The sequence below is a fragment of the Actinoplanes sp. NPDC000266 genome (assembly GCF_042899005.1).
In the GTDB taxonomy this organism is placed as follows: Bacteria; Actinomycetota; Actinomycetes; order Mycobacteriales; family Micromonosporaceae; genus Actinoplanes.
Genome location: NZ_JBIAZI010000014.1, coordinates 54697 through 78457, shown reverse-complemented (window position 1 = coordinate 78457; position 23761 = coordinate 54697). Strand labels below are relative to the sequence as shown.

Sequence of the window (23761 nt, the reverse complement as noted above, 5' to 3'; positions counted from 1 at the left end):
CAATCTCAGTAAACGGTCACCCAGTACGGCCAATCACCTGGACTCCGTAGTCCGGTGAGGTGCCGAAGGTGGTCGGGAAGCGCTGCGTGATCACTGATCGCGTGAAATAGCCGTAGATGCACGTCTGAAGGGCGCAGGCGGTCGTCCGCAGCGAGTTGAGACCATCGCTGAACAGCGTCGACAGCGTGCCGGTGAGCCCGGAGATCAGGGTCTCGTAGCCGGTGAGCACGAACGGCGCGAACCCGACGATGTGGAAGGCGGCCGGCAGCAGGTTGAGCGCGCCGACCACCTTGTCGAAGATCGGCACGAGGACCGCCTGCCCCTTGGCGATGACCTGGTTCATCACGTTGAAGCACTTGATCGCGCCGGCCAGGTCGAGCAGTCCGGTGTACATCCACAGGTCGACCGTCGCGGCCGGCGCGATGGTGGTGCGGCAGTTGGCGTCGGCGTGGGGCGTGAGCCAGGCGTAGCCGTTGGGGTTACCGGCCAGGATGTCGGCCGTGGTGTTCTTGCAGCCGGACAGGATCCCGTTGTTGACCGGGATGGAGAAGTTCTGCGGGGGGCCGAGGCCGAGCAGCCCGAGCAGGCCGGTCCCGCCGAGCAGCGGGTCGAGGACCGGCAGGCGCAGAAGCTTGTCGCCGTTGCCGCTGAGCCGTTCCCAGTCGCACTTGGAGATGGCCAGGGCCAGCACGCTGGCGTTCACCGGCACTCCCCACGCCACCCGGGCGCACGCGCCCACCTTGGTGCCCTTGTAGGTGCCGCCGACCAGCGTCTGGGCGAGCCGCGGCGGGATCAGGGTGGTGGTGTCGGTGTTGAGGGTGGTGGTGCGCACCTCGACCTGGTGCCCGTTGCCGGTGACGGTGGGCTGGGGACGGCACGTGGTGGCCGTGTTCCAGGTGGTGGGGCAGTTGCTGTTGTCCAGGCAGATCTGCGCGCCCGCCTGGCCGTCCTTGGCGTTCTTGGAGGCGTACGCCTGCGCGTTGAGGGTCTGCGCCGGGACCGTGCAGTCGGCCTTCTTGAGGATGCAGGCCTGCGCGACCTTCCAGGAGGCGGCGTCGGCGCCGCTCTGCAGCTGCTCGCGTTCGGCGTACAGCAGGCCGACGTCGATGACGACGGCGCCCATGCCCAGCAGGATGCTCATGCTGAGGAACAGGGCGACGACGACGGCGATCGCGCCGTGGTCGTGGTCCTCGCCGGGGCGGCGGGGCACGAGGGAGGTCAGCCGAGGCACGACATCACCCCGATGGCCTTGATCGTGTGGGCGCCCGGCTGGCTCGTGCCGCCGTACAGCACAAGCAGTTTGAACAGTGGGGTGGCCGGGTCGAAGGTCCGGGTGACGGTCACGGACGAGTCGACGACACCGGTGCCGCAGACGGCCGGGCCGCTCGGATACTGGAGCGCGACCCCCGTGCCGACGATGCCCTGGACCTTGTTCTTGACCTCGGTGACCGTGCCGTTGAGCGCGCCCGTCCGGGCGCCCTCGCGGGCGGCCTCGGTGAGCTGGATGTACTGCTGGAGATAGCGCCCCATGTCGATGATCGCGAAGAGGATCAGCAGGAGCAGCGGCAGGACGATCGCGAACTCGATCGCCGCGACACCGCGATCGCCGCGGGCGGCCCTAGGGACCGGCCCGCGGCGCGAAGGCGGGCGATCGGTCAGATGGCCGCGATGAGCTTCTCGATCATGCCCTTGATGTCGTCGCGCAGCAGACCCAGGGTGGCGACGAGGCCACCGGCGATCAGCGCGGCCAGGATCGAGTACTCGACGGCGGTCGCGCCCTCGTCCGACTTGTGGGCGGCGCGGACGTAGGTGACCAGCATCTTGAAGAATTCCATGGTGTTGTCCCCCAGGTATCAGTGGCGACCGGTTCCGGTGGCCAGTTGCCATACACATCGGGAGACGAAAGGTCTGCTTGAGATCGATCATGGTTGCAGGGTGGTCGCCGTCGGTTGCTATCCGGATCAGCGTGACGCCGTCGAGCCCTGGGCCAGAACGGCGCGCAGCGTGCCGGCCAGGACGTCGGCGCTGAACGGCTTGGCCAGGAACGGCGATCCGGCGCGGATCATGCCCTTCTTGACGGCGATGTCCTCGGGGATGCCGGAGATGTAGACGATCTTCATCTCGGGCCGGACGGCCGCGGCCGAGCGCGACAGCTCACCGCCCGAGACGCCGGGCAGGCCCAGGTCGGTCAGGAGCACGTCGATCCGTCCGCTGTGCACGCGGCAGGTCATCATCGCGGTCACCGGGTCCTTGGCGGCGAGCACATCGAAGCCGCGCATCTCGAGCATCTGCGTGGTCATCTCACGCAGATCCTCGTCGTCCTCGACCAGGAGGACGACCGGTCCGGTCCGTTCCGTACGGTTCCACATCGAGATCCACGCTAGCGAGGACCGCGGGGGTCACGGGCCGGGTTCCGCGAAGAACCCGGCCGTTTAATTCTCAGACATTGGGTACGGCGAGCGCCTCGTTCAGCAGGCGGCGGGCCAGCACCATCCGGTCCGCGTCGTCCTGAAGGGGCAGATCGCCGACCCGGACCGGCGCACCGCTCAAAGCCAGCCGCAGCGCGGGCGCGCAGTAGGCCGGGAACCGCATCGTGCGCCCCACCAGCCGCAGCACCACGTGCTCGGCCCCGTCGCCGGCCAGCCGCCAGCGCAGGCCCTCGCGGGCCCGGATCTCGTCGTCCGGCCCGAGACCGGCCGCGAAGTCGAGCTGGGCCAGCGGGCTCACCGGCTCGGGGCGGGCCGACGGCCAGTCCCGCGCGCGCAGCCGCTCGGCCACCTGGGCCGGCTCGACCGTGCTCAGCCAGTCGCGCAGGGCCTCGACCGTCTCGGTGAGCTCCGGCTCGATCGCCTCCGGATCGGAGACGTCCACGCCGTACGGCAGGGTGGCCCGCAGGCGCGCGTCGTCCAGGGCGAGGCCGAGCAGCTCCTCGACCATGGCGTAGCGGGTCATGGCCCGGACGCCGATGGTCAGGTGCAGCGAGCGGGCGCCCTGCGCCTCGGCCGAGTGGAGCCAGCCGCGGGGCAGGTAGAGCGCGTCGCCCGGCTCGAGCAGGATGTCGTGGGCGGGCTCGCCCTCGGCGGTGGCGCCGACCTCGTCGGCCCGGCCGCCCCAGGCCTGCTTCTCCAGCGGGTCGGCCAGCACCGGCTCGTGCAGGCGCCAGCGCTTGGTGCCGTCGACCTGCAGGACGAAGACGTCGTGGGTGTCGTAGTGGGTGCTGAAGCCCTGGCTCTGCGGAGGGGTCAGATAGGCGTTGACCTGCAGCGGGCGGCGCAGCTCGGCGCCGAGCCGGCGGCTGTAGTCGATCAGCGGGGGCCAGAGCCGGTGCAGGCCCTGGAGCACGAGGGTGGCGCCCTCGGCGTACAACCGCATGACCTTGTCGTCGATGACCTGGTCGCCGATCTCGGCCCCGGCCCCGCCGCCGCCGGTGAAGCGGCCGGCCGGGAGCACGGTACCGCGCTGGGCGACCCGCAGGAAGGGGGTCCGCAGCCCGTGGCGGGAGAGGAGCTCGTCGACCGCGGCCGGGGAGAGCAGGTCGGCGAAGCCGTCGGGGCCGGCCAGCTCGGCGGCCCGGGAGAGCAGGGGCACGCGGCCCCAGTAGGCGGCGGCGAACTTGCCCGGCTCCACCGCCACGGCGCGGGAGAGCGCCGGGCTTTCGCCCGGCGCGTCGATCGTCATCCCGGTGTTCCTGATCAGTTGGCGGAGCCGTCGGCGCCACCGTCGTGGCCGCCCGGGTTGGCGCCACCATCGGCCGGGCCCTCGGCCGAGCCGTCGGCGCCGCCGTCGTGGCCGCCCGGGTTCGCGCCGCCGTCCGCGGGACCCTCGGCCGAGCCGTCCGCGCCGCCGTCGTGGCCGCCCGGGTTGGCGCCGCCGTCGGCCGGGCCCTCGCCGGTGGCCGAGCCCGAGGTGGTGGTGATGTCGTCGTCGCTGAGAGACATGAGAGCTCCTTGTGGGTCCGTGGTGCGTGGGACCCCGCCATACCCCGTGATCATCCCGTCTAACCCGGCGGGGATCGGGGTATCGGAGCTCACGTGATGCACATCGGCACCTCGGGGTGGCAGTACAAGGACTGGCGTGGTGGCCTCTACCCCGCCGGGCTGCCGCAGAGGCTCTGGCTGGAGCATTACGCGGAGCGTTTCCAGACGGTGGAAGTGAACAACGCCTTCTACCGTCTGCCGTCGCGGGAGACGTTCGAACAGTGGCGGTCACGGACGCCGGGCGACTTCCGCGTCGCGGTGAAGATGAGCCGCTATCTCACCCACATCAAGCGGCTCAAGGACCCGGACGAGCCCGTTTCGCGTTTTTTGTCCCGGGCGGAAGGGCTCGGCGACAAGCTCGGTCCCGTGTTGATCCAGCTCCCGCCCACCCTCAAAGCGGACTTGACTTCCCTGGACGCGACTTTGAGCCTGTTTCCCGCGGATGTCCGGGTTGTCGTCGAACCTCGGCACGACTCGTGGTTCACGCCCGATCTATGTGACTTATTGCGGCAAAGACGGGCCGCGCTGTGCTGGGCGGATCGCCGGAGCCGGCCTATCGCTCCCCTGTGGATCACCACCGACTTCGTCTATCTGCGGCTGCACGAGGGCCGGGCCAAGCCGTGGCCACGATACGGCCGGGCGGCGCTGCGGACGTGGGCGGAGCGGCTCACCGGCGTACGGGAAAGCTATGTCTTCTTCAACAACGACCCCGGCGGCGCGGCGGTGATCGACGCGGCCGCGCTGGCCGCCGAGGCCGATCGGCGTGGCCTCGGCCGCACCCGCACCCCCGAGATCAACCCCCGCCCGTAGGCTTGCTGAGGTGCGCAATCTCGAGCTGAACGGCCACGTCCCCGACCTCGCCGAGACCCATCGGCTGGCCACGATCAACTATGGCCACTTCACCTCGATGCAGGTCCGGTCGCTCGCGGTGAAGGGCCTGGCGCTGCACATGGCCCGCCTGGCCGACGGCAACGAGGAGTTCTTCGGCTGGAAGATGGGCGTCGACGACGAGGCCCGCGTGGTCTCGCTCATCCACCACGCGCTCGGCGGTCACCGCGACGCCTCGGTCCGGGTCTCGTTCGTCACCGGTCCCGAGGAGGGCAGCCCGCCCGACGTCGTGGTCGCGGTCAGCGATCCACGTCCTTCGGACCCCACAAAACCTTTGCGGGTACGCACGGACAGCCACCGCCGGGACTGGCCCGAGCAGAAACACTCGGCCACCATGGGCCTGTTCGTCGCCCGCCGCCAGGCCGTGCGGGACGGCTACGACGACGCCCTGTTCGTCGGCGACACCGGCCTGGTCAGCGAGGGCAGCACGTGGAACGTGGCCTTCCACGACGGCGAGCAGGTGATCTGGCCCCAGGCGCCGATGCTGCGCGGCACCACCATGGTCCTGCTCCAGATCGCCATGACCATGAACGGCGTCCCGTGGACGCTGCGCCCGGTCCCCCAGGCCGACCTGCCCGCCCTCACCGGCGCGGTCGCGGTCAACTCGGCCTGCCCGGCCCAGCCGATCGCCTGGATCGACAACCAGGCCTACCCGTCGAGCGACCGCCTGACGGCCCTGCTGAGCGACACGTGGAAGTCGGTGCCCTACGACGAGCTCTGAAAGCCGGTCCGGTCGGCGGCGGTGATCTCCCGCAGCACCCGGGCCGGCACCCCGGCCGCGATGACACCGGCCGGGATCGAGCGGGTGACCACGCTGCCCGAGCCGACGATCGCGCCGTCGCCGATGGTCACCCCCTGGTTGATCGTGACCCCGCCGCCGATCCAGACCCGGTTCCCGATCGTGACCGGCTTGGCGTAGCAGCCGCCGGCCGCCCGCTCCCCCGCGTCGATGGCGTGGTTGGAGGTGTAGACGCCGACCCGGGGCCCGAAGAGCACGTGGTCGCCGATGGTGATGCCGCCGCCGTCGAGCATCACGCAGTCGAAATTGGCGTAGAAGTGGTCGCCGACGCTGATGTTGAAGCCGAACTCGCACCGGAAGGTCGGCTCGAAATGGCAGTCCCGCCCGGCCGTCTTCAAGAGGCGCGCCAGGATCGCCGACCGTTCCTCCTGGGGCCGCCCGAAGCTCGCGTTGTACTCGTCGGTCAGCAGCACGGTCCGCTGCCGTGCCTCGACGAGCTCCGCGGTCAGGTCGTCGTACATCAGCCCGGAGAGCATCCGCTCCCGCTGCTCCTCAAGCGTCACCGCATGATCTTCTCACCCTCCACGACGTCCTGGCCCTCGGCGGCCACGGGCTCGGCCCCGGTCTCGCCGGTGAGGTGCCGGTAGACGACGCCGGCGACGGCGGCGCCCAGCAGAGGCGCGAGCCAGAACAGCCACAGCTGGGCCAGAGCCCAGCCGCCGGCGATCAGGGCGGGCCCGGTGGAGCGGGCCGGGTTCACCGAGGTGTTGGTGACGGGGATGCTGATCAGGTGGATGACGGTCAGCGCGAGCCCGATGGCGAGCGGCCCGAGCCCGGCCGGCGCCCGGCGATCGGTGACCCCCAGGATGATCAGCACGAAGACCAGGGTCAGCAGCGCCTCGACGAGGAAGGCGGCCCCGACGGTGTACCTGTCCGGCGAGTGGGCGCCGTACCCGTTGGCGGCGAGCCCGTCGACATCGAGGCGATAGCCCGGGCGGCCTTCGGCCACCACGAGGAGCACGGCCGCGGCCGCGATGGCCGCCACGACCTGGGTGGCCATGTACGGCAGGACGTCACGTGACCGGGTGCGGCGGCCGAGCCAGAGCCCGAGCGTCACGGCCGGGTTGAAGTGTCCGCCGGAGAGGTGCCCGACGGCGTACGCCATGGTCACCACCGTCAGCCCGAAGGCCAGAGCGACGCCCAGCATGCCGATACCGGTGGGCGCGCGGGCGGCCAGAACGGCGGCGCCACACCCACCGAAGACCAGCCAGAACGTCCCGAGAAACTCGGCCGCCAGCCGCCTGCCGAGTGTCGCCTCCGCCACCGCCGCCACGTCATGATCTCCCACGAGATCCACCGTCGCCGCCCCGGCCCCGAAGGTCATCACCCCTCGCGGATGAGGCCGATCAAGGTGCCGGCGTTGCGCTGACCATGTACTCCAGTTCGTATGCGCCGGCGTCCAGCACCATGTCGTTCACCTCGACGCATCGGCGTTCGGCGGCGTAGGCGCGCCGAGTGATCGCCACTACCCACGCGCCCCGGGGCAGCGACAGTGCCGTCACCTCGGCCGCTGTGGGCGCCCGGAAGACGAGCCGCTCCTGGAACATCTCCGGCCCGATCCCCGCCGCTTCCATCCGGGCGTAGATGCCGCCCGGGCCGGGACCCGTGTAGGCGATGGCCGGCGCGACCGCCACCACGTCCAACGGAATGAAGCTCGTCGCGATCTGCACGATCCGGTCTTCGACAGCGAAGCGGCGTGCCCTGACCAGAACGGCCGCCCCGGCCGGCACGCCGAGCGCTTCCGCGATGTGCTCGGGGGGCCGCTTGTTCCTCGACCTCGACGTGCACGACGCGGATCCTGTCCCCGGTGTCCGCGTCCTGAACGGTCGGCAGCCGATCGCCCTCAGTCAGGCGCCGTTCCTCGATGTCGGCCTTGATCTGATCGGCGATCTCTCGGTATGCCGGTGCACCCATGGTGTTCAGGACCTGTGGTGGTCAGATCGAACTCAGGAGTTGGCGGGTCGGAATAGCCTACCCGCCACCTTGCGAACACCATGAACGACCATGAGCTGGCCGAGCTCCGCGCGGAGAGCCTGACCCGAGCCGCATCATTCGCTGGACCACGCTGCGCGAGCGGCTGCTGTTCTGACCGGGTGGGCCGGGGAGCCGAGGGCCACTCTGGCCTCCGACCGGTCTTCACCGGTCAGCTTGCGTCTTCGCCGGCCAGAAGGTCGATCAAGGTGCCGGCGTTGCGCTGGGCGTAGTCGGAGTAGCAGTTGTTCATGAAGACCTGGGTGGCGTCGGCCTCGGCGGCCAGCTCCTTCAGGCGCGGCGCCCACGACGCCAGTTCCTTCCTCGGATAGTCGTAGCCGAACTTCTCGTGGATGTCCCTGCTGGTCCACTTGTCGCTGTGGCCGTGGAAGCGGACCACCGCCAGGTCTGACGTGGCGGCCAGGATCGGCGGGACCGACGACTTGTGGCCCTGCGGCATGTCGACGCCGACGAACGGCAGCTTGTGGGCGCGCAGGAAGTCCAGAGTCTCGTTCTGATTGGCGCCGTCGAACCACGACGCGTTGCGAAACTCGAAGACCGGGCGCAACGGCTTGCACCTCGACGCCACCTCGAGCAGATATTCCTTGTTGGACTTCTTGATCCCGAACCAGGGCGGGAACTGGAAGAGCACCGCGCCGAGCTTGCCCGCCTCGACGAGCGGATCAAGGGCCGAGAGAAAACGGGTCCAGATCTCCTCGTACGTCTGTGGCGGCACATCGCCCGGATAGACGTTCTTCTTGTCCGTCTCGGGGCGCAGATCCTTGTAGATCGCCGACACCTTCGTCGGATGGCCGGTCAGCATGCTGAAGGCCTTGATGTTGAACGTGAAGCCGTCCGGCGTGCGCTGCGCCCACAGCCGGGTCGTCTGCTCGGCCGGCGGCCCGTAGTAGGTCGAGTCGACCTCGACCACTCCGAACTGCTTCGCGTAGTACGCCAGCCGCTTCTCGGGCGTGTCCGCCGAGGCGGGGTACCAGCCCGAGGCGAGCAGCGTCTTGTCCGTCCAGGACGCCGTACCGACCTCGATCGTGCCCATGGGCCCAAGCTAGTCCCGATAGGCCGGGTCCGCCGCTCGACGAGCGACGGACCCGGAACGCTGGTGGTCTCAGCCCGCGCGGCGCTCGCGGTTCTGCTTGCAGTGCACGCACGTGGTCGCCGACGGGAAGACCTCGAGCCGCTCCCAGGGGATCGGGTTCGAGCAGCCCTCGCAGTTGCCGTACGAGCCGTCGTCCAGGCGCGCCATGGCGTGCTCGGCCTGGGTGCGCCGGTCCAGAAGGGTCCGCAGCAGGGACGTGGCGGCGTCGCGCTCGGCCGTCTTGGACCCGCTGTCGGCCTGGTCGTCACCGGCGGCGTCGCCGATCTCGACCAGCCGGAGCTTCTGGTTCTCGGCCACCGCTTCCTCGTACTCGGCGTTGATGTCCTCGAACCGGCCGCGCAGGATGACCCGGATCTGCTCGATCTCCTCCGGCGTACGCCCCACCTTGGCGGCACCCTTACCCGTGATAACCGCTCCATTGACGAGCATGCGCTCCCCTGCCCTTCCTCTGCCCCTACCGGTGGGTTCCCCCGGGAAACGACCCCATCGCACCGTGGTGCCGCCTGATACCCGCCGCCGGAGATCCCAAACGGGGCCTCCGCTGAAAAAGTAACCGGAGCATAACTGTCAGTGGTCGGTCGCGCTACAGACTCGCTTCACCAACGTTCTTCGACGAGCGCCGGACGGCGGAGATCGTCCATCCGGACGACGATGTCGGCGAAGGAGGCGGGCGCGACCTCCTCGGCGTAGCGGCGGAAGGCCGGCGCCGTCCAGCGTTCCGCTTCGGGCGTACGGCGCAGCAGCGCGCCCTCGCTGATCTCGAGGTGCACCGTCACGTCGAAGCTCAGACCCCCGCCGAGCAGCAACGGGCCGCTGACCAGCACCACCGCGTTCTTTTCGAGCGAGACGTACGGGGACCGGGCCGCCCGGTCGGTCGACGCGTTCCACAATTTGGTCACCACCCGGCCCGGCCCGCCGGGCCCGGTGGGGTCGAGAACCTCGCGGGCCAGACCGGCCTCGTCGAACCAGCCGGCGTAGAAAGTGTCGGGATTGTCCCGGCCGAACTCCAGCCGCACCGAGGCCGGCCGGAGGAAGTCGGAGGTGTCGATCCTCACTACCGGGCGGCCGCGCTCCCTCAGCGGATCCACCAGGGAATCCGCGAGATCGCCGGGCCGGGCCGCAGCCGGGCCGTCCACCGCAACTCGGAGGTAACTGTCGGGTTCCCGACTCATCAGGAAATCGGCCAATTCATTCACGAGGTTGCCGGTCGAGACGGGTCGCACACGCACGCGGAGCAAGATTACTCGTACGGCTGGACGATCACCCGCGCGTCGTCGGCCAGGCGGTAGCCCACCCCGTACACCGTGGTGATGACCGGGACCGAACCGCCCAGCTTGAGCCGCAGCCGCCGCACGTGGACGTCGACCGTGCGCTCGCCGGTGTGGTCGTATCCCCAGACGCCGGACAGCAGCTGCCCGCGGGTGAAGACCCGGCGCGGCCGCTCGGCCAGGAAGAGCAGGAGATCGAACTCGAGGCGGGTCAGAGGCAGCACCTCGCCGTCGAGCACCACCTGGCGGCTGCCGGTCAGCAGGCGGATCTCCGGGCCGCTTCCCGCCGCCTCCTCTTCGACCGCAATGGTGCCCTGATTGTCCTCCACCAGCTCGCGCACGGCCTCGATCAATCGGCGGGCCTGCGGGCTGAGCGTGTCGCCGGTGAGCGGGATCGCCAAGGTCAGCGTGAGAGCGGGCGGTCTATCAAGCGCATTGACCGGCATTTCTGTTTCAGCCCCCTGAAAACGCGAATACGACTGATCACACTCCGTAAACCGCGAACGATATTTCCGGTTTCGGGTATGCCTGGTCAACCCGGCAACCACAGTGTGGGAAATCCGTTCCAGAATCAGCTTGCCTCACCGGAAATGCATTTTCCGAACGGATTCTGTCAGCCTGATTAAGGGTCGCCGAACAGGCGTTTCTGAGACAAGGACCACACAAAAAACGCCGGGCGGGCCGCCCGGCGTTCTTTGTTGCGCGGTCGTCAGTCGTTGCTGGAAATCAGGCGGCGGCCCACCGCGGCGATGAGCCGGTCGAGCTCGGAGCCGAACGGGTTGTCGTGCACCAGATAGGTCCACGTGGCGCTCGGTCGCACGATCTTGGCGCGGTCGGGCTCCCAGCCATCCTCGAAATCGGTCTCCTCGAACGTCTCGATCGTGCGCTTCTCGACCTCGAGCAGCAGCGTCTGGAACGCCGGCACGGCCGACCGGTGGAACTCGTCGAGCGGGTCGAGCTTGCCCAGCGCCCGCAGGTGCACGCCCTCGCGCACCTCGGAGAGGTAGGCCAGGTGGTCGACCCAGAGCCGGTCGAGCTGGAACAGCGCGATGGCCCGGGCCGCCTCGGAGAGCACGTCCTCGTCGAGCTCCTTGGCCTTCTCGGGCGAGCGCTCGAGCAGCATGATCGCCGCGACCTCGGAGGTGAGCAGCCGCTCGCGGCGCTCGGCCAGCGCCACCCGCTGCTGCTCGATCACGACGCTGTAGCGCCAGGTGTTGCGGTGGATCTCGTGGTTGACGCCCTCGGCCACCCGCTGGGCATGCTCGACCGCGTAATTGACCTGGTCGTCGTGCACGACGCCGTCCATGTCCATCCGCGGCGAGGCCGGCAGGATGTCGCCCGCGTGGCGGGTGACCAGCTCGTCCTCGAGGCTGACGAAGAAGACCGAGCCGCCCGGGTCGCCCTGGCGGCCGGCGCGCCCGCGCAGCTGGTCGTCGACGCGGCGGCTGTCGTGCCGGCCGGCGCCGATCACGTAGAGGCCGCCCAGCTCGACCACCTGGTCGCGGTCGGCCTCGTCGCTGCCGCCGAGCCGGATGTCGACGCCGCGGCCGGCCATCTGGGTCGAGACGGTGACCGCGCCCAGCGCGCCCGCCTCGGCGATGATGGCCGCCTCCTCGGCGTCGTTCTTGGCGTTGAGCACGCTGCTCGGCACGCCGGCCGCGGCCAGCTGCTTGGCCAGCAGCTCGGACGCCTTGACGTCGAGCGTGCCGACCAGCACCGGGCGGCCCTTGTCGTGCGCGATCTTGATCTCCTCGACCAGCGCCTCGTCGCGGGTGTCGTGGGCCGAGTAGATGCGGTCGGGCTCGTCCTCGCGGATGTTCTCGGCGTTCGACGGGATGACCGCGACCTCGAGCTTGAAGTATTCGCGGAGCTGCTCGCCGACGTGCACGGCGGTCGCGGTCATGCCGCAGACCGTCTTGTAGAGGGCGATGTACGCCTGCACGGTGATCGTGTCGAGCACCTCGCCCTCGGCGGTGGCGCTCAGGCCCTCCTTCGCCTCGACGGCCGCCTGGAGGCCGTCGGGCCAGCGCCGGCGCTGGGCGACCCGGCCGCGCATCTCGTCGATCAGCTCGACCGAGCCGTTGCGCACGATGTAGTCGACGTCGCGGCTCAGCAGCGTCTCGGCGTGCAGCGCGACGTTCACCGCCGACAGCTGCTGGACCTGGTCGTCGGCGTAGAGGTCGACGCCGCCGAGCTTCTCCTCGACCTTCTTGAGGCCGGCCTCGGTGAAGGCGACGCTGCGGCCGTCCTCGGCCACCTCGTAGTCCTTGCCGCTGATCAGGTCGCGGACCAGGTCGGCCGCCTCGTGCACCGGGTCGCTCTCCGACGACAGGCTGCCGGCCAGCACCATGGGCACGCGGGCCTCGTCGATCAGGATCGAGTCGGCCTCGTCGACGATGGCCGTGGCCAGCTCCCGCTGCACCCGGTCCTCCACGTCGGTGACCAGCTGGTCGCGCAGATAGTCGAAGCCGCCCTCGCTGACCGACACATAGGTGACGTCGGCCTTGTACGCCTCGACGCGCTCGTCGTGGGTCGACGCCTCGGTCACCCAGCCGACCGTGAGGCCGAGCAGCTTGTAGACCGGCTCCATCCACTCCGCGTCGCGGCGGGCCAGATAGTCGTTGACAGTGAGGATGTGCACCGGGCCGTGGCCCAGCCGCACGTGACCGAACGCGGCGATGGTGGCGGTCAGCGTCTTGCCCTCACCGGTGGCCATCTCGGCGACCCGGCCGTCGAGCAGCGCCATCGCGCCGAGCAGCTGAACGTCGTACGGCCTCTGCTCGAGAGCCCGCCAGGCGGCCTCCCGGCCGACCGAGCAGATCTCGGCGTAGTCGCTCGCCTCGTTCGCCGCCGCGGTCAGCGCCTCGTCGTCGAGCTCGCTGAGGGCCTCCGCGTGAGCTTCGATCGCCGGCAACCTCTTGCGGAGCGGCGCGAGGTCGACCGTGGTGCCCGGACGCTGCAGAAACTTGCGGAAACGGCCCTTCAGCCGCTGAGACACACCCATGGCGCGCAACGGTACTCGATTTACCTGAGCGCTAGGTCACGACACCGCCGCCTTCCGGACGTTTGTGGGCGCCCCGGTGCGGGCACCATCCCCCGACGGACCACGGGTGGAGGGAAACACCTTGCCGAATCAGCTGGTGTGCCGGCCCGAACAGGCGGGCCCGGTCGCCGTGCTGCGGATCAACGGGACGCTCGACCAGCTCACCGGCGACGCCTTGCAGCAGGCGATCCGCCTGCGCCTGGCCACCGGGCCGAGCCGGTTGCTGCTCGACGTGGCCGAGATGCGGGTGGGCGATCCGCTCGGGCTGGCCGCGCTCAGCGCCGCGGTCTGCGAGACGGCGGAATGGCCGAACGTGCCCATCGTGGTCTGCGGCGCCGACGAGCACACCCGGGAGACCGTCGTCGAAGCGCCCTCCTGCGAGAGCCTCACGTTCTCCGACGACTGCGACGAGGCGATCGCCGAGGGCGCCACCGAGCCCGGGCCGCCGCGCCTGCACGTCCGGCTCCGGCCGGTGCCCGACGCCTGCCGCCAGGTGCGCACCCTGGTCATCCAGGCCTGCGCGACGTGGCAGCGCGGCGAGCTGTCCGCGGTCGCCGCGCTGATCGCCACCGAGCTGGTGGCCAACGTCGTGCGGCACGCGCACACGACGATGGAGTTCACGGTGACCGCCCTGCGCGACGGGCGGCTGAGCATGAGCGTGCGCGACCACAGCCGCCGGATGCCGAAGCCGACCGAGGCCGCGGTGACCGACGCCGGCGGCCGCGGGTTGCGATTGGTGCGCGATCTGACCGACGCGTGGGGTGTTCTCCCGGTGTCCGACGGTAAAGTCGTGTGGACGCAATTGACCCCCGGAGCCTCGTGAGCCAGCATCGCGACGTAGTGGCAGTCGGCGCCTCCGCCGGAGGCGTGGAGGCCCTGCGCTCCCTGGTCGCCGGTCTGGGTCCCGACTTCCCGGGCGTGATCCTGGTCGTCCTGCACATCGCCCGCTCCGCGCCGAGCGCCCTGCCGGCCATCCTGACCCGCAGCGGGCCGCTGCCGGCGGTCACCGCGGCCGACGGGGCGGCCCTGGCGCCGGGCCACATCTACGTCGCGCCCAGCGACCACCACCTGCTGCTGCTCGACGGCCACATCCGGCTCACCCGCGGCCCGTCCGAGAACGGGCACCGCCCCGCGATCGACCCGCTGTTCCGCTCGGTGGCCCGGGCCGCCGGTCCCCGCGCCGCCGGCGTGGTGCTCTCCGGCTCGCGCGACGACGGCGCGGCCGGGCTGGCCGCCATCTCCGCGCAGGGCGGCGCCACGGTCGTGCAGGATCCGGAGGACGCGCTCTGCCCGTGGATGCCCCAGGCCGCCATCGCCCGGGTCACTCCTGACCACATCCTCCCGGTCGCCAAGATCGGGGCCCTGCTCACCGGGATGGCCGACATGGACCTGCCCGACTCACGCCCGCCGCGCGACCGACTCCTCGACTTCGAGGTCGCGGTGTCCGACCTCCGCCAGGACGCGCCCACCACCGACGAGGTGGCCGAGCCGGCCGGATACGGCTGCCCCTCGTGCGGCGGCAGCCTCTTCCAGATCGAGTCCGACCCGCTCCCCCGGTTCCGCTGCCGCGTGGGGCACGCCTGGTCGCCCGAGAGCCTGCTCGACGAGCAGGCGGTCGCGCTCGAGGGCGCCCTCTGGATAGCGCTGCGGGCGCTCGAGGAGAAATCCGCGCTGAGCCGCCGCATGGCGCATTCCCGGCATTCGGGCAGTGGCGCCCGCTTCGACGACATCGCCAACGAGTCCGAATCCGCCGCCTCGACCATCCGTAAACTCATCGACCGGCTCGGCACGCCGACCGACGGCCCGCTGCACACGGCATGACGTACGGTAGCGTCTTTGCCGTGCAGCCGACGGACCCGAATTTCGAAGCGCTGCTGGTCTATCTGAAAGAGTCTCGCGGTTTCGACTTCACCGGGTACAAGCGGTCGAGCCTGATGCGGCGAGTCAGCCGCCGGATGAGCCAGGTCAACGCCAGCGACTACCAGGAATACCTGGATTTCCTCCAGGTGCACCCGGACGAGTTCACCGCGCTCTTCAACACGATTCTGATCAACGTCACGGCCTTCTTCCGCGACGCCGACGCGTGGGACTACCTGTCCAAGGAGGTCCTCACCCCGATCGTCGAGGGCAAGGCCGACAACGCCCCGATCCGCGTCTGGTGTGCCGGCTGCGCCTCCGGCGAGGAGGCGTACACGCTGGCGATCGCCCTGGCCGAGGTGCTCGGGGTCGACGGCTTCAAGGAGCGCGTCAAGATCTACGCCACCGATGTGGACGAGGAGCAGCTCAACGAGGCCCGCCAGGCCACGTACGGCGAGCGCCAGATGCAGGGCGTGCCCGAGGATCTCGTCGACCGCTACTTCGAGCCGGCCGCCGGCGGCCGGTTCGCCTTCCGCAAAGACCTGCGGCGCTCGGTCATCTTCGGCCGCAACGACCTGGTGCAGGACGCCCCGATCTCCCGGATCGATCTGCTCACCTGCCGCAACACGCTGATGTACTTCAACGCCGAGACCCAGGCCAAGATCCTCGGCCGGTTCCACTTCGCCCTGCGCGACGCCGGTGTTCTCTTCCTCGGCAAGGCCGAGATGTTGCTCAGCCACGGCAGCCTGTTCACGCCGATAGACCTCAAACGCCGCGTGTTCCGCCGCGTCCCCCGCCTCTACGCGACCCCCGGTGTCGCCTTCGCCGAGCCGGCGCCGACCACCAGCCTGCCCGTGACCGGCCTCGACGAGCTGCGCAACGAGGCGTTCGCGGCCAGCCCGCTGGCCCAGCTCGCGCTCACCTCGGACGGCATGGTCGCGCTCTCCAACCGTCAGCTCGACACGATCTTCGGGGTCTCGTCGCGCGACATCGGCCGGCCGTTCCGCGACCTCGAGCTCTCCTACCGCCCGGTCGAGCTGCGCCGCTTCATCGAGCAGGCCCAGCTGGAACGCCGCACGCTGCGCATCTCCGACGTGGAGTTCCAGCGCGGAACCGAGCAGCTCAACCTCGAGGTGCAGATCAGCCCGCTGGCGGGCGCCGACGGCAGCCTTCTCGGCGTCAACGTCATCTTCCACGACGTCACCGCGTCCCGGCGCCTCAAGGACGAGCTGGAACACGCCAACCAGCAGCTCGAGGCCGCGTACGAGGAGCTCCAGTCGACGAACGAGGAGCTGGAGACCACCAACGAGGAGCTCCAGTCCACGGTCGAGGAGCTGGAGACCACCAACGAGGAGCTCCAGTCGACCAACGAGGAGCTGGAGACCATGAACGAGGAGCTCCAGTCCACCAACGACGAGCTCCAGAGCATCAACGACCAGCTGCGGATCAGCAGCACCCAGCTCGACGAGGCCAACGAGTTCCTCGAGACCGTGCTGACCAGCATGCAGGCCGGCGTCGCGGTGGTCGACCCCGACCTGCGCATCCGCATGTGGAACAGGCGCGCCGAGGACCTGTGGGGCCTGCGCTCGGGCGAGGTGATCGGCCAGCATTTCCTGAACCTCGACATCGGCCTGCCCATCGACCATCTGCGCCCGCTGCTGCGCGGCGCCCTGGGTCCCGACGGCGAGGTGGCCGAGATGCAGGTCGACGCGGTCAACCGCCGGGGCAAGTCGATCTCCGTACGGGTGGCCTGCACCCCCCTGCGCCGTCGCGAGGGCGGTGCGCGCCCCGAGGGTGCGATCATCGTCATGGAGACCGCCGCCACGGAATCGGCCTGAGCGGTTTGTCCATGGTCGGCCGGGGTATCCGGCGTGCGGTCGGGTCAGGAGGTGGGACATGGCCGTCGGTTTCGAGGTCACCGGCACCCGCTCCGAACTGATCGTCCGGCTGAGCGGCACCCTCGGCCTGACCGACGTCTCGGGGGTGCACACCCGCCTGCTCAAGGCGCTCGCCGAGCAGCCCGAGGCGCTGCTGGTCGACGTCTCCGCGATGACCGTCGACCAGCCGCTGGCCCTGGCCGTCTTCACCGCCGCCAGCCGCCAGGCCACCCGCTGGCCCGGCATCCCGGTGCTGATCTACGGCGCCCAGCCGCGGGTGCACGAGCTGCTGACCGGCCCGGCCTACTATCGCCTGCCCGTCTTCGGCGGCCTCGAAGCCGCCCGCGAACAGGTCGGCGCCGCGCTGCCGGCCCTCTCCGAGGAGCTGCTGCCGCTGTCCGGCGCGCCCCGCCACGCCCGCGACGTCGCCACCGAGGCCTGCCTGCGCTGGGACCTGCCCGGCCTGATCGCGCCGGCCAGCCTGATCGCCAACGAGCTGGTCAGCAACGTGGTCGACCACGCGCACACGATGATGACGCTGCGCCTGTCGCTGCGCCCGCGCTATCTGAACATCGCCGTACGGGACGGCTCGCCGGCCGAGCCCATCCGCCCCGGCCCGGCCGCCGCCGACCTCAAACGCGGCCGCGGGCTGCTGCTGGTCGACGCGTCGGCCCACGCGTGGGGCTGGATGCCGTCGGCCGACGGCAAGGTGGTCTGGGCCTCGCTGGCCCGCCCCCGCGACTGATCAGCTCTCGCTGAGCAGACCGGCCAGGCCGGTCACGGCCAGAATTCCGGCGACGTACGGCTGCGCGCCGCTCAGCCTCAGCTTCACCTCGGCCACCGACGCCGCCGACGCGGCGTCCACCAGCACGGCGATGCCGGCCGCGTCGAGCAGCGGCACCGCCGACAGGTCGATCACCACCGGCTCGTCCCCGGCCATGCCGATGGCGTGCCGCAGCCCGAGGCGCAGCCGCTCGGCGGTGTCCCGGTCGACCTCGCCCCGCACCCGGGCCAGCACCACGCCGCCCTCGCGGGTGGTGACGACCTCCATCGGGCTGCGCTCGGGTCGCGACTCGGCGCCCTCCCAGCGCGGCGGAACGTCGCTCAGCATGGCCTCCCGCAGCCAGGTCAGCGCGCGGGTGAGCAGCCGCGACACGTGCATCTGGGAGATGCCCAGCTCGGTGGCGATCTCGGCCTGGGTGCGGTTGCCGTAGAACCGCAGCGCCAGCATCCGCCGCTCCCGGGCCGGCAGCCGCATGAGCAGGTCGGCCACGGTCACCTTGTCGTCGACCAGCTCCAGGTCGCTGTCGACGCCGCCGATCATGTCGCCGAACTCGGCCGCACCCTCACCACCCATGGGCGCGTTGAGCGACGAGGGCGCGTATCCGGCCGACGACTCCATCGCCTCGAGCACGGCGCTGACGTCGACGTGCAGCCGCTCGGCGATCTCGGCGGCGGTCGGCGTACGGGAGAGCATGCTGGTCATGACCATGGTGGCGTGCCCGACCTCGAGGCTGAGATCCTGAAGCCGCCGCGGAACGTGAACACCCCAGGTCTTGTCGCGGAAGTGCCGCTTGATCTCCCCCGAGATGGTGATGACGGCGTACGCGGTGAAGGACCCGCGCTCCGGGTCGTAGCGGTCGACGGCCTTCACGAGCCCGAGCCGGGCGACCTGCTCGATGTCCTCGAAGGTCTCGCCCCGCCCGCGATAGCGGCGGGCCAGCCGCCCGGCGAAGGGCAGGCACAGCCGGGTGAGCTGCTCGCGCAGGGCGGCCCGCTCACTCTCCGGCGCGGCTTGCGCCCTTTCGGCGTACGCCAGAGCGGCGGCGTCCAGGTCGTCGAGCCCGTCACCGGCCTTCCGCCCCGGCAGGTCCTGCTGTCGAGCCTTCTTCACGTCGCGCGCGAACATCGGCTCTCCCCTCGACGACCGAACCGCCCGGCCCCATCGGGACACGACCCCCCGGTCGCACGCTTGTCGGGCAGCCCAGGTCATCGGCCCAGCCACCCTCTCGGCGACGTTACTGCCCGGCGTGCCGAGACCTCAAACACTTGAACGACTGCAACCAAGTTTCCCCCGTCAGGCGGACGCCGGGCCCGGCTCCTCCCCACCCTCGAGCGGCCGATTGACCTGCCCCATGTTGGGAGCTTCGAGCCGGGGCCGATTGGCCCGGGCACCGTTGTTGGCGCCGGTCGCTTGAGCGGCCGCGGGCGGCCGGTTGAGCTGTCCCCCACCGGCGCCTTCACCGGGAGCCCGGTTCGGCACGGCTTCGGCCGCCCGCATCCCGAGCCCACTGGGCGCGTCGTCGAACCCACCACCGAACCGAACAGCCTGCCCTTCACCGCCGGCCGGTCCGCCACCGGCAAGCCCAGCCGGCCCACCACCAGCCGGACCACCACCTGCCAGGCCACCACCAGCCAGGCCACCACCAGCCAGGCCACCACCAGCCGGGCCACCACCAGCCGGGCCACCACCAGTCAGGCCACCGCCCGCAACGCCACCAGCCGGGCCCGCGCCCATCGCGCTCCCCGCCGCAGCCGCAGAGCCGCCGGGCACGGCGCCGGCCGGACCCGAAGCTCGACCGGGCAGCCCGCTCGGCGCGCTGTCACTCGGTCCCGGCACCCCGCTCGACGCGTCGTCCTGAGCGGCTCCCGCCCCGAACGCACCGGCACGAGGCAATCCACTGGGCTCCTCCCCCTGCGGTTGCGTCCCGCCACCGGTCCGGCCAGAATCCGCACGCGCAAGCCCACTCGGCTCGGACACCCCCGGCCCGGCCGCACCCTGCTGCTCCCCCGGAGCCTGGCGCCCGAGTCCTCCAGCCAGGGAAGGAGGCTGCCCCGGCCCGGCGGCGTGAGGCGGCTGAGCGTTGCGCGGCTGCCCCGGTCCATAGGGCTGCGGCGCGGCACCTCGCGATTCCGAACCGGCGAAAGACTGACCCGACGACTCAACCCCGGCTCCATTGAACGAAGCGGGCGATCCCAGAGCACCCGGAGCAGCAGGCCGCCCGCCGGCAGCCGAAGCGTCAGGCGACCCGAGGCCGGACGAAGCATTAGGCGACCCGCCGGCAGCCGAAGCATGAGGCGACCCGCCGGCAGCCGAAGCATTAGGCGATCCAAAGCCGGTCGAAGAGTCAGGCGATCCACCGGCAACCGAGGCGGGAGGCGACCCGAAGGCAGCCGAGGCGGCCGACGGCAGGCCGGACGAAGCGTCAGGCGACCCGAGGCCGGACGAAGTGGCCGGCCGCTCGGAAGCCGGCGCGGCAGGTGGCTCGAAAGCGGCCGCGGCCGTCGGCGGCTCGAAAGCGGCCGGCGCGGCGGGTGGCTCGAAACGCTGCGCGCCGACCGGCGGCTCGAAGGGCGGCGGGGTGAGCGGCTGCGGCGGCCTGTCCTCAGGGGACGGAGCCCGCTCCGGAACCGGGCGCCCGGCCGGCGAAACGGGACCGCTACCGCCGGCCGCCGGCGTGGGGTGACCATTGACCCCCGTCGGCCGCGCCTGATTCGGACGCGCCGAAGGTGTGAAGCGCGGAGCGTCCAACGGGCGGTTCTGCCGCCAGTCGGGCGGAAGCGCAGCAGGCGGCGCGGGCGGCCGAGCCGTGCCCACCGCCGAGTCACGGACGTCCCCCTCGACCACCACCGAGGGAACAGCGCGTTCCTCGACCTCAGCCGGCAGCCTCTCCACCACCGGAACGGAATGTTCCGCTCCAATCGGCGATTCCGCCGCGCGTGTCTCTGGTGACGCCTTCTGCTCAGCTTGCGCCTCATCCTTGGCCGACCACGGATTCTCCAGATGGATTCCGGATTCGGCGGCCCATGCCGGTTCCGGCCGAGCGGGTTCCTCCGGCGGATTGGAGCGCAAGCCGCTCGATGACGGCGCCTCGAACGCGAGGTCCACCGCCTTCGACGGCGATCCGTTCGCGAAGCCCGTCCCGGCCGTAGGCTCACCCCGACCCCCCGCCGCCTCACCGATCCCGTCGGCCTGATCCGCATCCCACCGTGGCAGATTCGCGGTGAGGCCGGGCACCACGGGCTCGTCGGCCGCGGAAGCCTCCCAAGCGGCAGGGCCGGGCGCCGCGGGAGAAGCCAGCCGATGGGCACCCTCGTCGCCGCCGGCGGAACCGGAAGAAGGCCGCGCAGCATCAGTGAGCGATCCGAAAGCAAGCGAGTCGAGCTCCGCGGGCGAACCAAAAGCAGGCGAATCGAGCTCCGTGGGCGACCCAAAAGCAGGCGCATCGAGCTCCGTGGGCGAACCGAAGGCCGGCGACCCGAAGCCCGCCGGTGAGCCGAAAGCGGGCCTCTCCAGATCCGTGGGCGCGCCGAAGGCGGGCCGCTCGACGCCGGCCGGGGAACCGTAGACAGCGTCGTAGGTCGGCGGCTTCGGTGGCGCCGGCGAGGCGTGGGCCGCGTAGTACGGCGGCGAATAGCCCAGGTACGCCGACGAGCCCGGCCCGCTCGCCTCCGGGCCGCCGCCCAGCCCTCGCCGGGACGCCGCCACCAGCCCCGACGCCTCGGCCAGGCCGGCCGCCTCCAGGACCTCGGCCAGGCCCGCCGCCTCCAGGACCTCGGCCGCGGCCCGGCTCGCCGCGCACGGCAACGGCTCGCCGCATGAGGGGCAGGCCGTCACGCCGGGGCCGCCCGCGTGGGCCTCGATCATTTCCCGGGCGGTGCGCGCGAGGACGCTGTCCGGGTTCACGAACGCCTTCGTCGGTGCCACTTTTCCGCCCCCATCGCGACTCGGCGAACCTGAGAACAGTTCACCGCCGGAAGGTGGCGATTCGCGCGATTTTCCGCAGATCGGGGACGCGCGGGGCGTACGAGCCGAAATTTCCGGGTCTCCGCCCTGGTGGGTGGGGCAAAGCGGGCCCGCGATGAGCGAAGTGATCGCTAAATTCACTCACGGTGTGGATCTAGTAGCTCTCCGTACGATGTGAATACTTCTCAGGAGGTGATCCCCCATGGACGACGTCGAGCTGCACCGCGAGCAGATCCTCCGGCACATCAGCCCCGTCATCACCGGCCGGTTCGCCGGCTTCCAGGCCTCGTACACCCGCCAGATCAAGATCGGGCGATCCGCCCTGATGGCGATCTTCGTGGCGGCCGGCATCACCCAGATGATCGGCTCTTTCCTGCGGATGCGCGGTCCCCGGCGCAGCTTCAAGGAGCTCAAGAAGGGCCCCGAGTTCCTCGTCACCCCGGTGCGGATCCGTGACGACCTCGGGCAGGTCTACGAGGTCGAGATGCACGGGCAGCTGCCACAGTCGGCGCTGCACCGCGGCGATCTGGTCCAGCTCACCACGGCGCCGCAGAAGGACCAGACTCTTCCCGTACGCCTGACGCAGGTCATCAACCTCACCACCATGCAGCCCCTGACCCCGCGCATCCCCACCATGTGGTCGCATCTGGGCCCGGCGCTGCTCCTTCAGGCCATCCTCGGCGTCGCCGTGGTCGCCGCGCTCATCGCCTTCGCCGTGGCATGAGCGCGCCGCCAGAGCTTGCCGAAGCGCGCCGCCAGAGCTAGTGCGGTGTCCACGAACGTTCGCCGGATGGGTTCCGGCGGTGTTGTGGATCCTCGCCCACAGAGGTGGACGAGCGACTCCCCACCGTTACGGGTGGGGCGGGCCTCCGCCGGCCAACTGACCCTCCGGCCGCCGCCCGGGGTGGGTGGCGGCGGGGGTCACGCCGTGCTGGTCCGGCACCGGGAAGGTGCCGTCCGGCTCGACGGTGCGTGACCACTGCACTCATCTGGGCGGGTGCGGTGGTGAGAGCGCTGCCAGGTGTTCGGGCGGCGATGGTGAACGCCGCGGCGAGATCACGATGCCCGGCGAACTGACAATGCCGGCAGGTCATGGTCCTGCCGCGTGGTTTGGTGATCCTCTTGCCGCAGTGTGGGCAGGTTGAGGAGGTGCCGCGTTCGTCGACCAGATGGACTTGGATTCCGGCCAGGGCGGCTTTGTCTTGCAGGATTTGCAGGGTGCGGCCGATCTGCCACTGCCGGAGCCGCAGGTTGTGCCGCCTGCCGGCCGGCAGATCGAGCACACCACGCGGGTCCCCGACGGTCAGCGTGCCGATCCGGTGCTCGACCGCCCAGCCGACCACTGTTGTGGCGGCCTCGTGCAAGGCCTGCCGCACGCGGCGGCGGTGCCGGCCTTCGATCAGCCGGGCCCGGCGGCGGGTCTTGCGCCAGCGCCGCGATCCGCGTTGCCGTTTGCTGGGTGCCCGGTTGGCGGTGGCGCGGCGGCGGGCTTTGGTGTCGGCCAAATGCAGGCGGTGCTCGGCGCGGACGGCCCGGCCGGAGACCAGCAGCGCCGCACCGTCGCGGGTAGCGACCGCGAACGGGTGGATGATCCCGCAATCCACCCCGGCGGCCCGGCCCGGATCAGGTCGCTGCCCGGCCGGATACGTGGCGATCGGGAGTTCGGCGGTGACGTCGAGGCACAGCCGGCCGTCGGCGAACAGCAGGGTCACCGACCGCACCGTCTCGGCCGGATACGGCACCAGCCGATCCAGCCGCACGGTCAACGGCGGCCGGCCCTGCGCTACCGGCAGCCGCAACCGGCGGCCCTCGACGGTGAAGGTGCCGTGGTACCAGCGGATCGGCATCAACGAGCGCCGGCGACGCGGATACCGCACCTCGAGGGCGCCGGCTTTGCGGCGGGCGGCCGCGGAGAACCAGGCATCCGAGTAACGCCGTAACACCGACCGGGCGCCCACGCTGTCGAGTTCACCGAACGTGCCCGGCCCGGACTCGGCCAGCAACCGGCACAACTCCTGAAAGCCTGCCGCCGGGGCGTCCCCACGCCGGCGCCGCCAGCCGTTGACCTCCAGCACACACGCCCACACGTCCCCGGCCGAGCGCAGCAACCCGAAACAACGCTGCCGCTGCGCGCGGGTCAGGCGCAGGCCGATCCGGGCGGTGCGGTGCACGACCGGATCGGGACTAGCGCCACGACGTCTAGGCATGGAGCAAGGATGC

General features: G+C 70.8%; 23 protein-coding genes. 7 read left to right on the top strand and 16 right to left on the bottom strand.

Annotated features, from left to right (window positions below; all coding sequences use genetic code 11):
- Positions 1-16: 16 nt before the first annotated feature.
- From ACFY36_RS42870 to ACFY36_RS42845, 6 genes are all read right to left on the bottom strand, one after another.
- Complete coding sequence (locus ACFY36_RS42870; RefSeq protein ID WP_499751676.1) at positions 17-1231, bottom strand: pilus assembly protein TadG-related protein; 1215 nt, start codon at positions 1229-1231, stop codon at positions 17-19.
- Positions 1219-1587: a TadE/TadG family type IV pilus assembly protein gene (locus ACFY36_RS42865; protein ID WP_499751859.1), complete on the bottom strand. Its 369-nt coding sequence runs from the start codon at positions 1585-1587 to the stop codon at positions 1219-1221. Before ACFY36_RS42865 ends, ACFY36_RS42870 begins: the two co-directional genes overlap by 13 nt.
- 68 nt (positions 1588-1655) lie before the next feature.
- Entirely contained in the window at positions 1656-1835 is a 180-nt protein-coding gene (locus tag ACFY36_RS42860) for a Flp family type IVb pilin (RefSeq protein ID WP_499751675.1), read from the bottom strand.
- A gap of 126 nt (positions 1836-1961) precedes the next feature.
- Positions 1962-2369, bottom strand: coding sequence for a response regulator (locus tag ACFY36_RS42855; protein ID WP_499751674.1), 408 nt, complete (start codon positions 2367-2369; stop codon positions 1962-1964).
- 70 nt (positions 2370-2439) lie between these two features.
- Entirely contained in the window at positions 2440-3678 is a 1239-nt protein-coding gene (locus ACFY36_RS42850; RefSeq protein WP_499751673.1) for a cupin domain-containing protein, read from the bottom strand.
- 14 nt (positions 3679-3692) lie between these two features.
- Positions 3693-3938, bottom strand: a complete 246-nt coding sequence (locus ACFY36_RS42845; protein ID WP_499751672.1) for a hypothetical protein — start codon at positions 3936-3938, stop codon at positions 3693-3695.
- Between the two features lie 96 nt (positions 3939-4034).
- On the opposite strand from ACFY36_RS42845, the gene ACFY36_RS42840 reads away from it, so the two are divergent.
- Positions 4035-4787: a DUF72 domain-containing protein gene (locus tag ACFY36_RS42840; protein WP_499751858.1), complete on the top strand. Its 753-nt coding sequence runs from the start codon at positions 4035-4037 to the stop codon at positions 4785-4787.
- A gap of 10 nt (positions 4788-4797) precedes the next feature.
- Positions 4798-5586 carry an aminotransferase class IV gene (locus ACFY36_RS42835; RefSeq protein ID WP_499751671.1) on the top strand — a complete coding sequence of 263 codons (789 nt, stop codon included), beginning with the start codon at positions 4798-4800 and terminating at the stop codon, positions 5584-5586.
- On the opposite strand, the gene ACFY36_RS42830 is transcribed toward ACFY36_RS42835, so the two are convergent.
- From ACFY36_RS42830 to secA2, 8 genes are all read right to left on the bottom strand, one after another.
- Positions 5571-6167, bottom strand: a complete 597-nt coding sequence (locus tag ACFY36_RS42830) for a sugar O-acetyltransferase (RefSeq protein WP_499751670.1) — start codon at positions 6165-6167, stop codon at positions 5571-5573. The genes ACFY36_RS42835 and ACFY36_RS42830 overlap by 16 nt on opposite strands.
- Positions 6164-6952: an aquaporin Z gene (gene aqpZ / locus ACFY36_RS42825; RefSeq protein WP_499751669.1), complete on the bottom strand. Its 789-nt coding sequence runs from the start codon at positions 6950-6952 to the stop codon at positions 6164-6166. Before aqpZ ends, ACFY36_RS42830 begins: the two co-directional genes overlap by 4 nt.
- Positions 6953-7010: 58 nt before the next feature.
- Entirely contained in the window at positions 7011-7502 is a 492-nt protein-coding gene (locus ACFY36_RS42820; protein ID WP_499751857.1) for a UTRA domain-containing protein, read from the bottom strand.
- Between the two features lie 305 nt (positions 7503-7807).
- Entirely contained in the window at positions 7808-8689 is an 882-nt protein-coding gene (locus ACFY36_RS42815; protein ID WP_499751668.1) for a DUF72 domain-containing protein, read from the bottom strand.
- Between the two features lie 69 nt (positions 8690-8758).
- Positions 8759-9178: a TraR/DksA family transcriptional regulator gene (locus tag ACFY36_RS42810; protein WP_499751667.1), complete on the bottom strand. Its 420-nt coding sequence runs from the start codon at positions 9176-9178 to the stop codon at positions 8759-8761.
- A gap of 167 nt (positions 9179-9345) precedes the next feature.
- Positions 9346-9978, bottom strand: coding sequence for a nucleoside/nucleotide kinase family protein (locus tag ACFY36_RS42805; protein WP_499751666.1), 633 nt, complete (start codon positions 9976-9978; stop codon positions 9346-9348).
- A gap of 11 nt (positions 9979-9989) precedes the next feature.
- Complete coding sequence (locus tag ACFY36_RS42800) at positions 9990-10463, bottom strand: winged helix-turn-helix domain-containing protein (RefSeq protein ID WP_499751665.1); 474 nt, start codon at positions 10461-10463, stop codon at positions 9990-9992.
- Between the two features lie 263 nt (positions 10464-10726).
- The gene (gene secA2, locus ACFY36_RS42795) at positions 10727-13021 is read right to left on the bottom strand and encodes an accessory Sec system translocase SecA2 (protein WP_499751664.1); all 2295 of its coding nucleotides are present in this window, start codon (positions 13019-13021) and stop codon (positions 10727-10729) included.
- A gap of 121 nt (positions 13022-13142) precedes the next feature.
- On the opposite strand from secA2, the gene ACFY36_RS42790 reads away from it, so the two are divergent.
- The 4 genes from ACFY36_RS42790 to ACFY36_RS42775 are packed head-to-tail and all read left to right on the top strand — an operon-like array spanning position 13143 to position 17539.
- Positions 13143-13883, top strand: coding sequence for an ATP-binding protein (locus ACFY36_RS42790; protein WP_499751663.1), 741 nt, complete (start codon positions 13143-13145; stop codon positions 13881-13883).
- Positions 13880-14881 carry a chemotaxis protein CheB gene (locus tag ACFY36_RS42785; protein WP_499751662.1) on the top strand — a complete coding sequence of 334 codons (1002 nt, stop codon included), beginning with the start codon at positions 13880-13882 and terminating at the stop codon, positions 14879-14881. The genes ACFY36_RS42790 and ACFY36_RS42785 overlap by 4 nt, the downstream gene beginning before the upstream one ends.
- 20 nt (positions 14882-14901) lie before the next feature.
- Positions 14902-16755, top strand: a complete 1854-nt coding sequence (locus ACFY36_RS42780; protein ID WP_499751661.1) for a CheR family methyltransferase — start codon at positions 14902-14904, stop codon at positions 16753-16755.
- A 58-nt stretch (positions 16756-16813) separates the two neighbouring features.
- Complete coding sequence (locus ACFY36_RS42775) at positions 16814-17539, top strand: ATP-binding protein (protein ID WP_499751660.1); 726 nt, start codon at positions 16814-16816, stop codon at positions 17537-17539.
- Here ACFY36_RS42775 and ACFY36_RS42770 read toward each other — a convergent pair whose 3' ends face one another.
- Positions 17540-18703: a SigB/SigF/SigG family RNA polymerase sigma factor gene (locus ACFY36_RS42770; RefSeq protein ID WP_499751659.1), complete on the bottom strand. Its 1164-nt coding sequence runs from the start codon at positions 18701-18703 to the stop codon at positions 17540-17542.
- Between the two features lie 3040 nt (positions 18704-21743).
- Between ACFY36_RS42770 and ACFY36_RS42765 the strand changes: the two genes are divergently transcribed.
- Entirely contained in the window at positions 21744-22265 is a 522-nt protein-coding gene (locus ACFY36_RS42765; protein ID WP_499751658.1) for a hypothetical protein, read from the top strand.
- Between the two features lie 37 nt (positions 22266-22302).
- On the opposite strand, the gene ACFY36_RS42760 is transcribed toward ACFY36_RS42765, so the two are convergent.
- The gene (locus ACFY36_RS42760) at positions 22303-23748 is read right to left on the bottom strand and encodes an RNA-guided endonuclease InsQ/TnpB family protein (protein ID WP_499751657.1); all 1446 of its coding nucleotides are present in this window, start codon (positions 23746-23748) and stop codon (positions 22303-22305) included.
- Positions 23749-23761 lie beyond the last annotated feature (13 nt).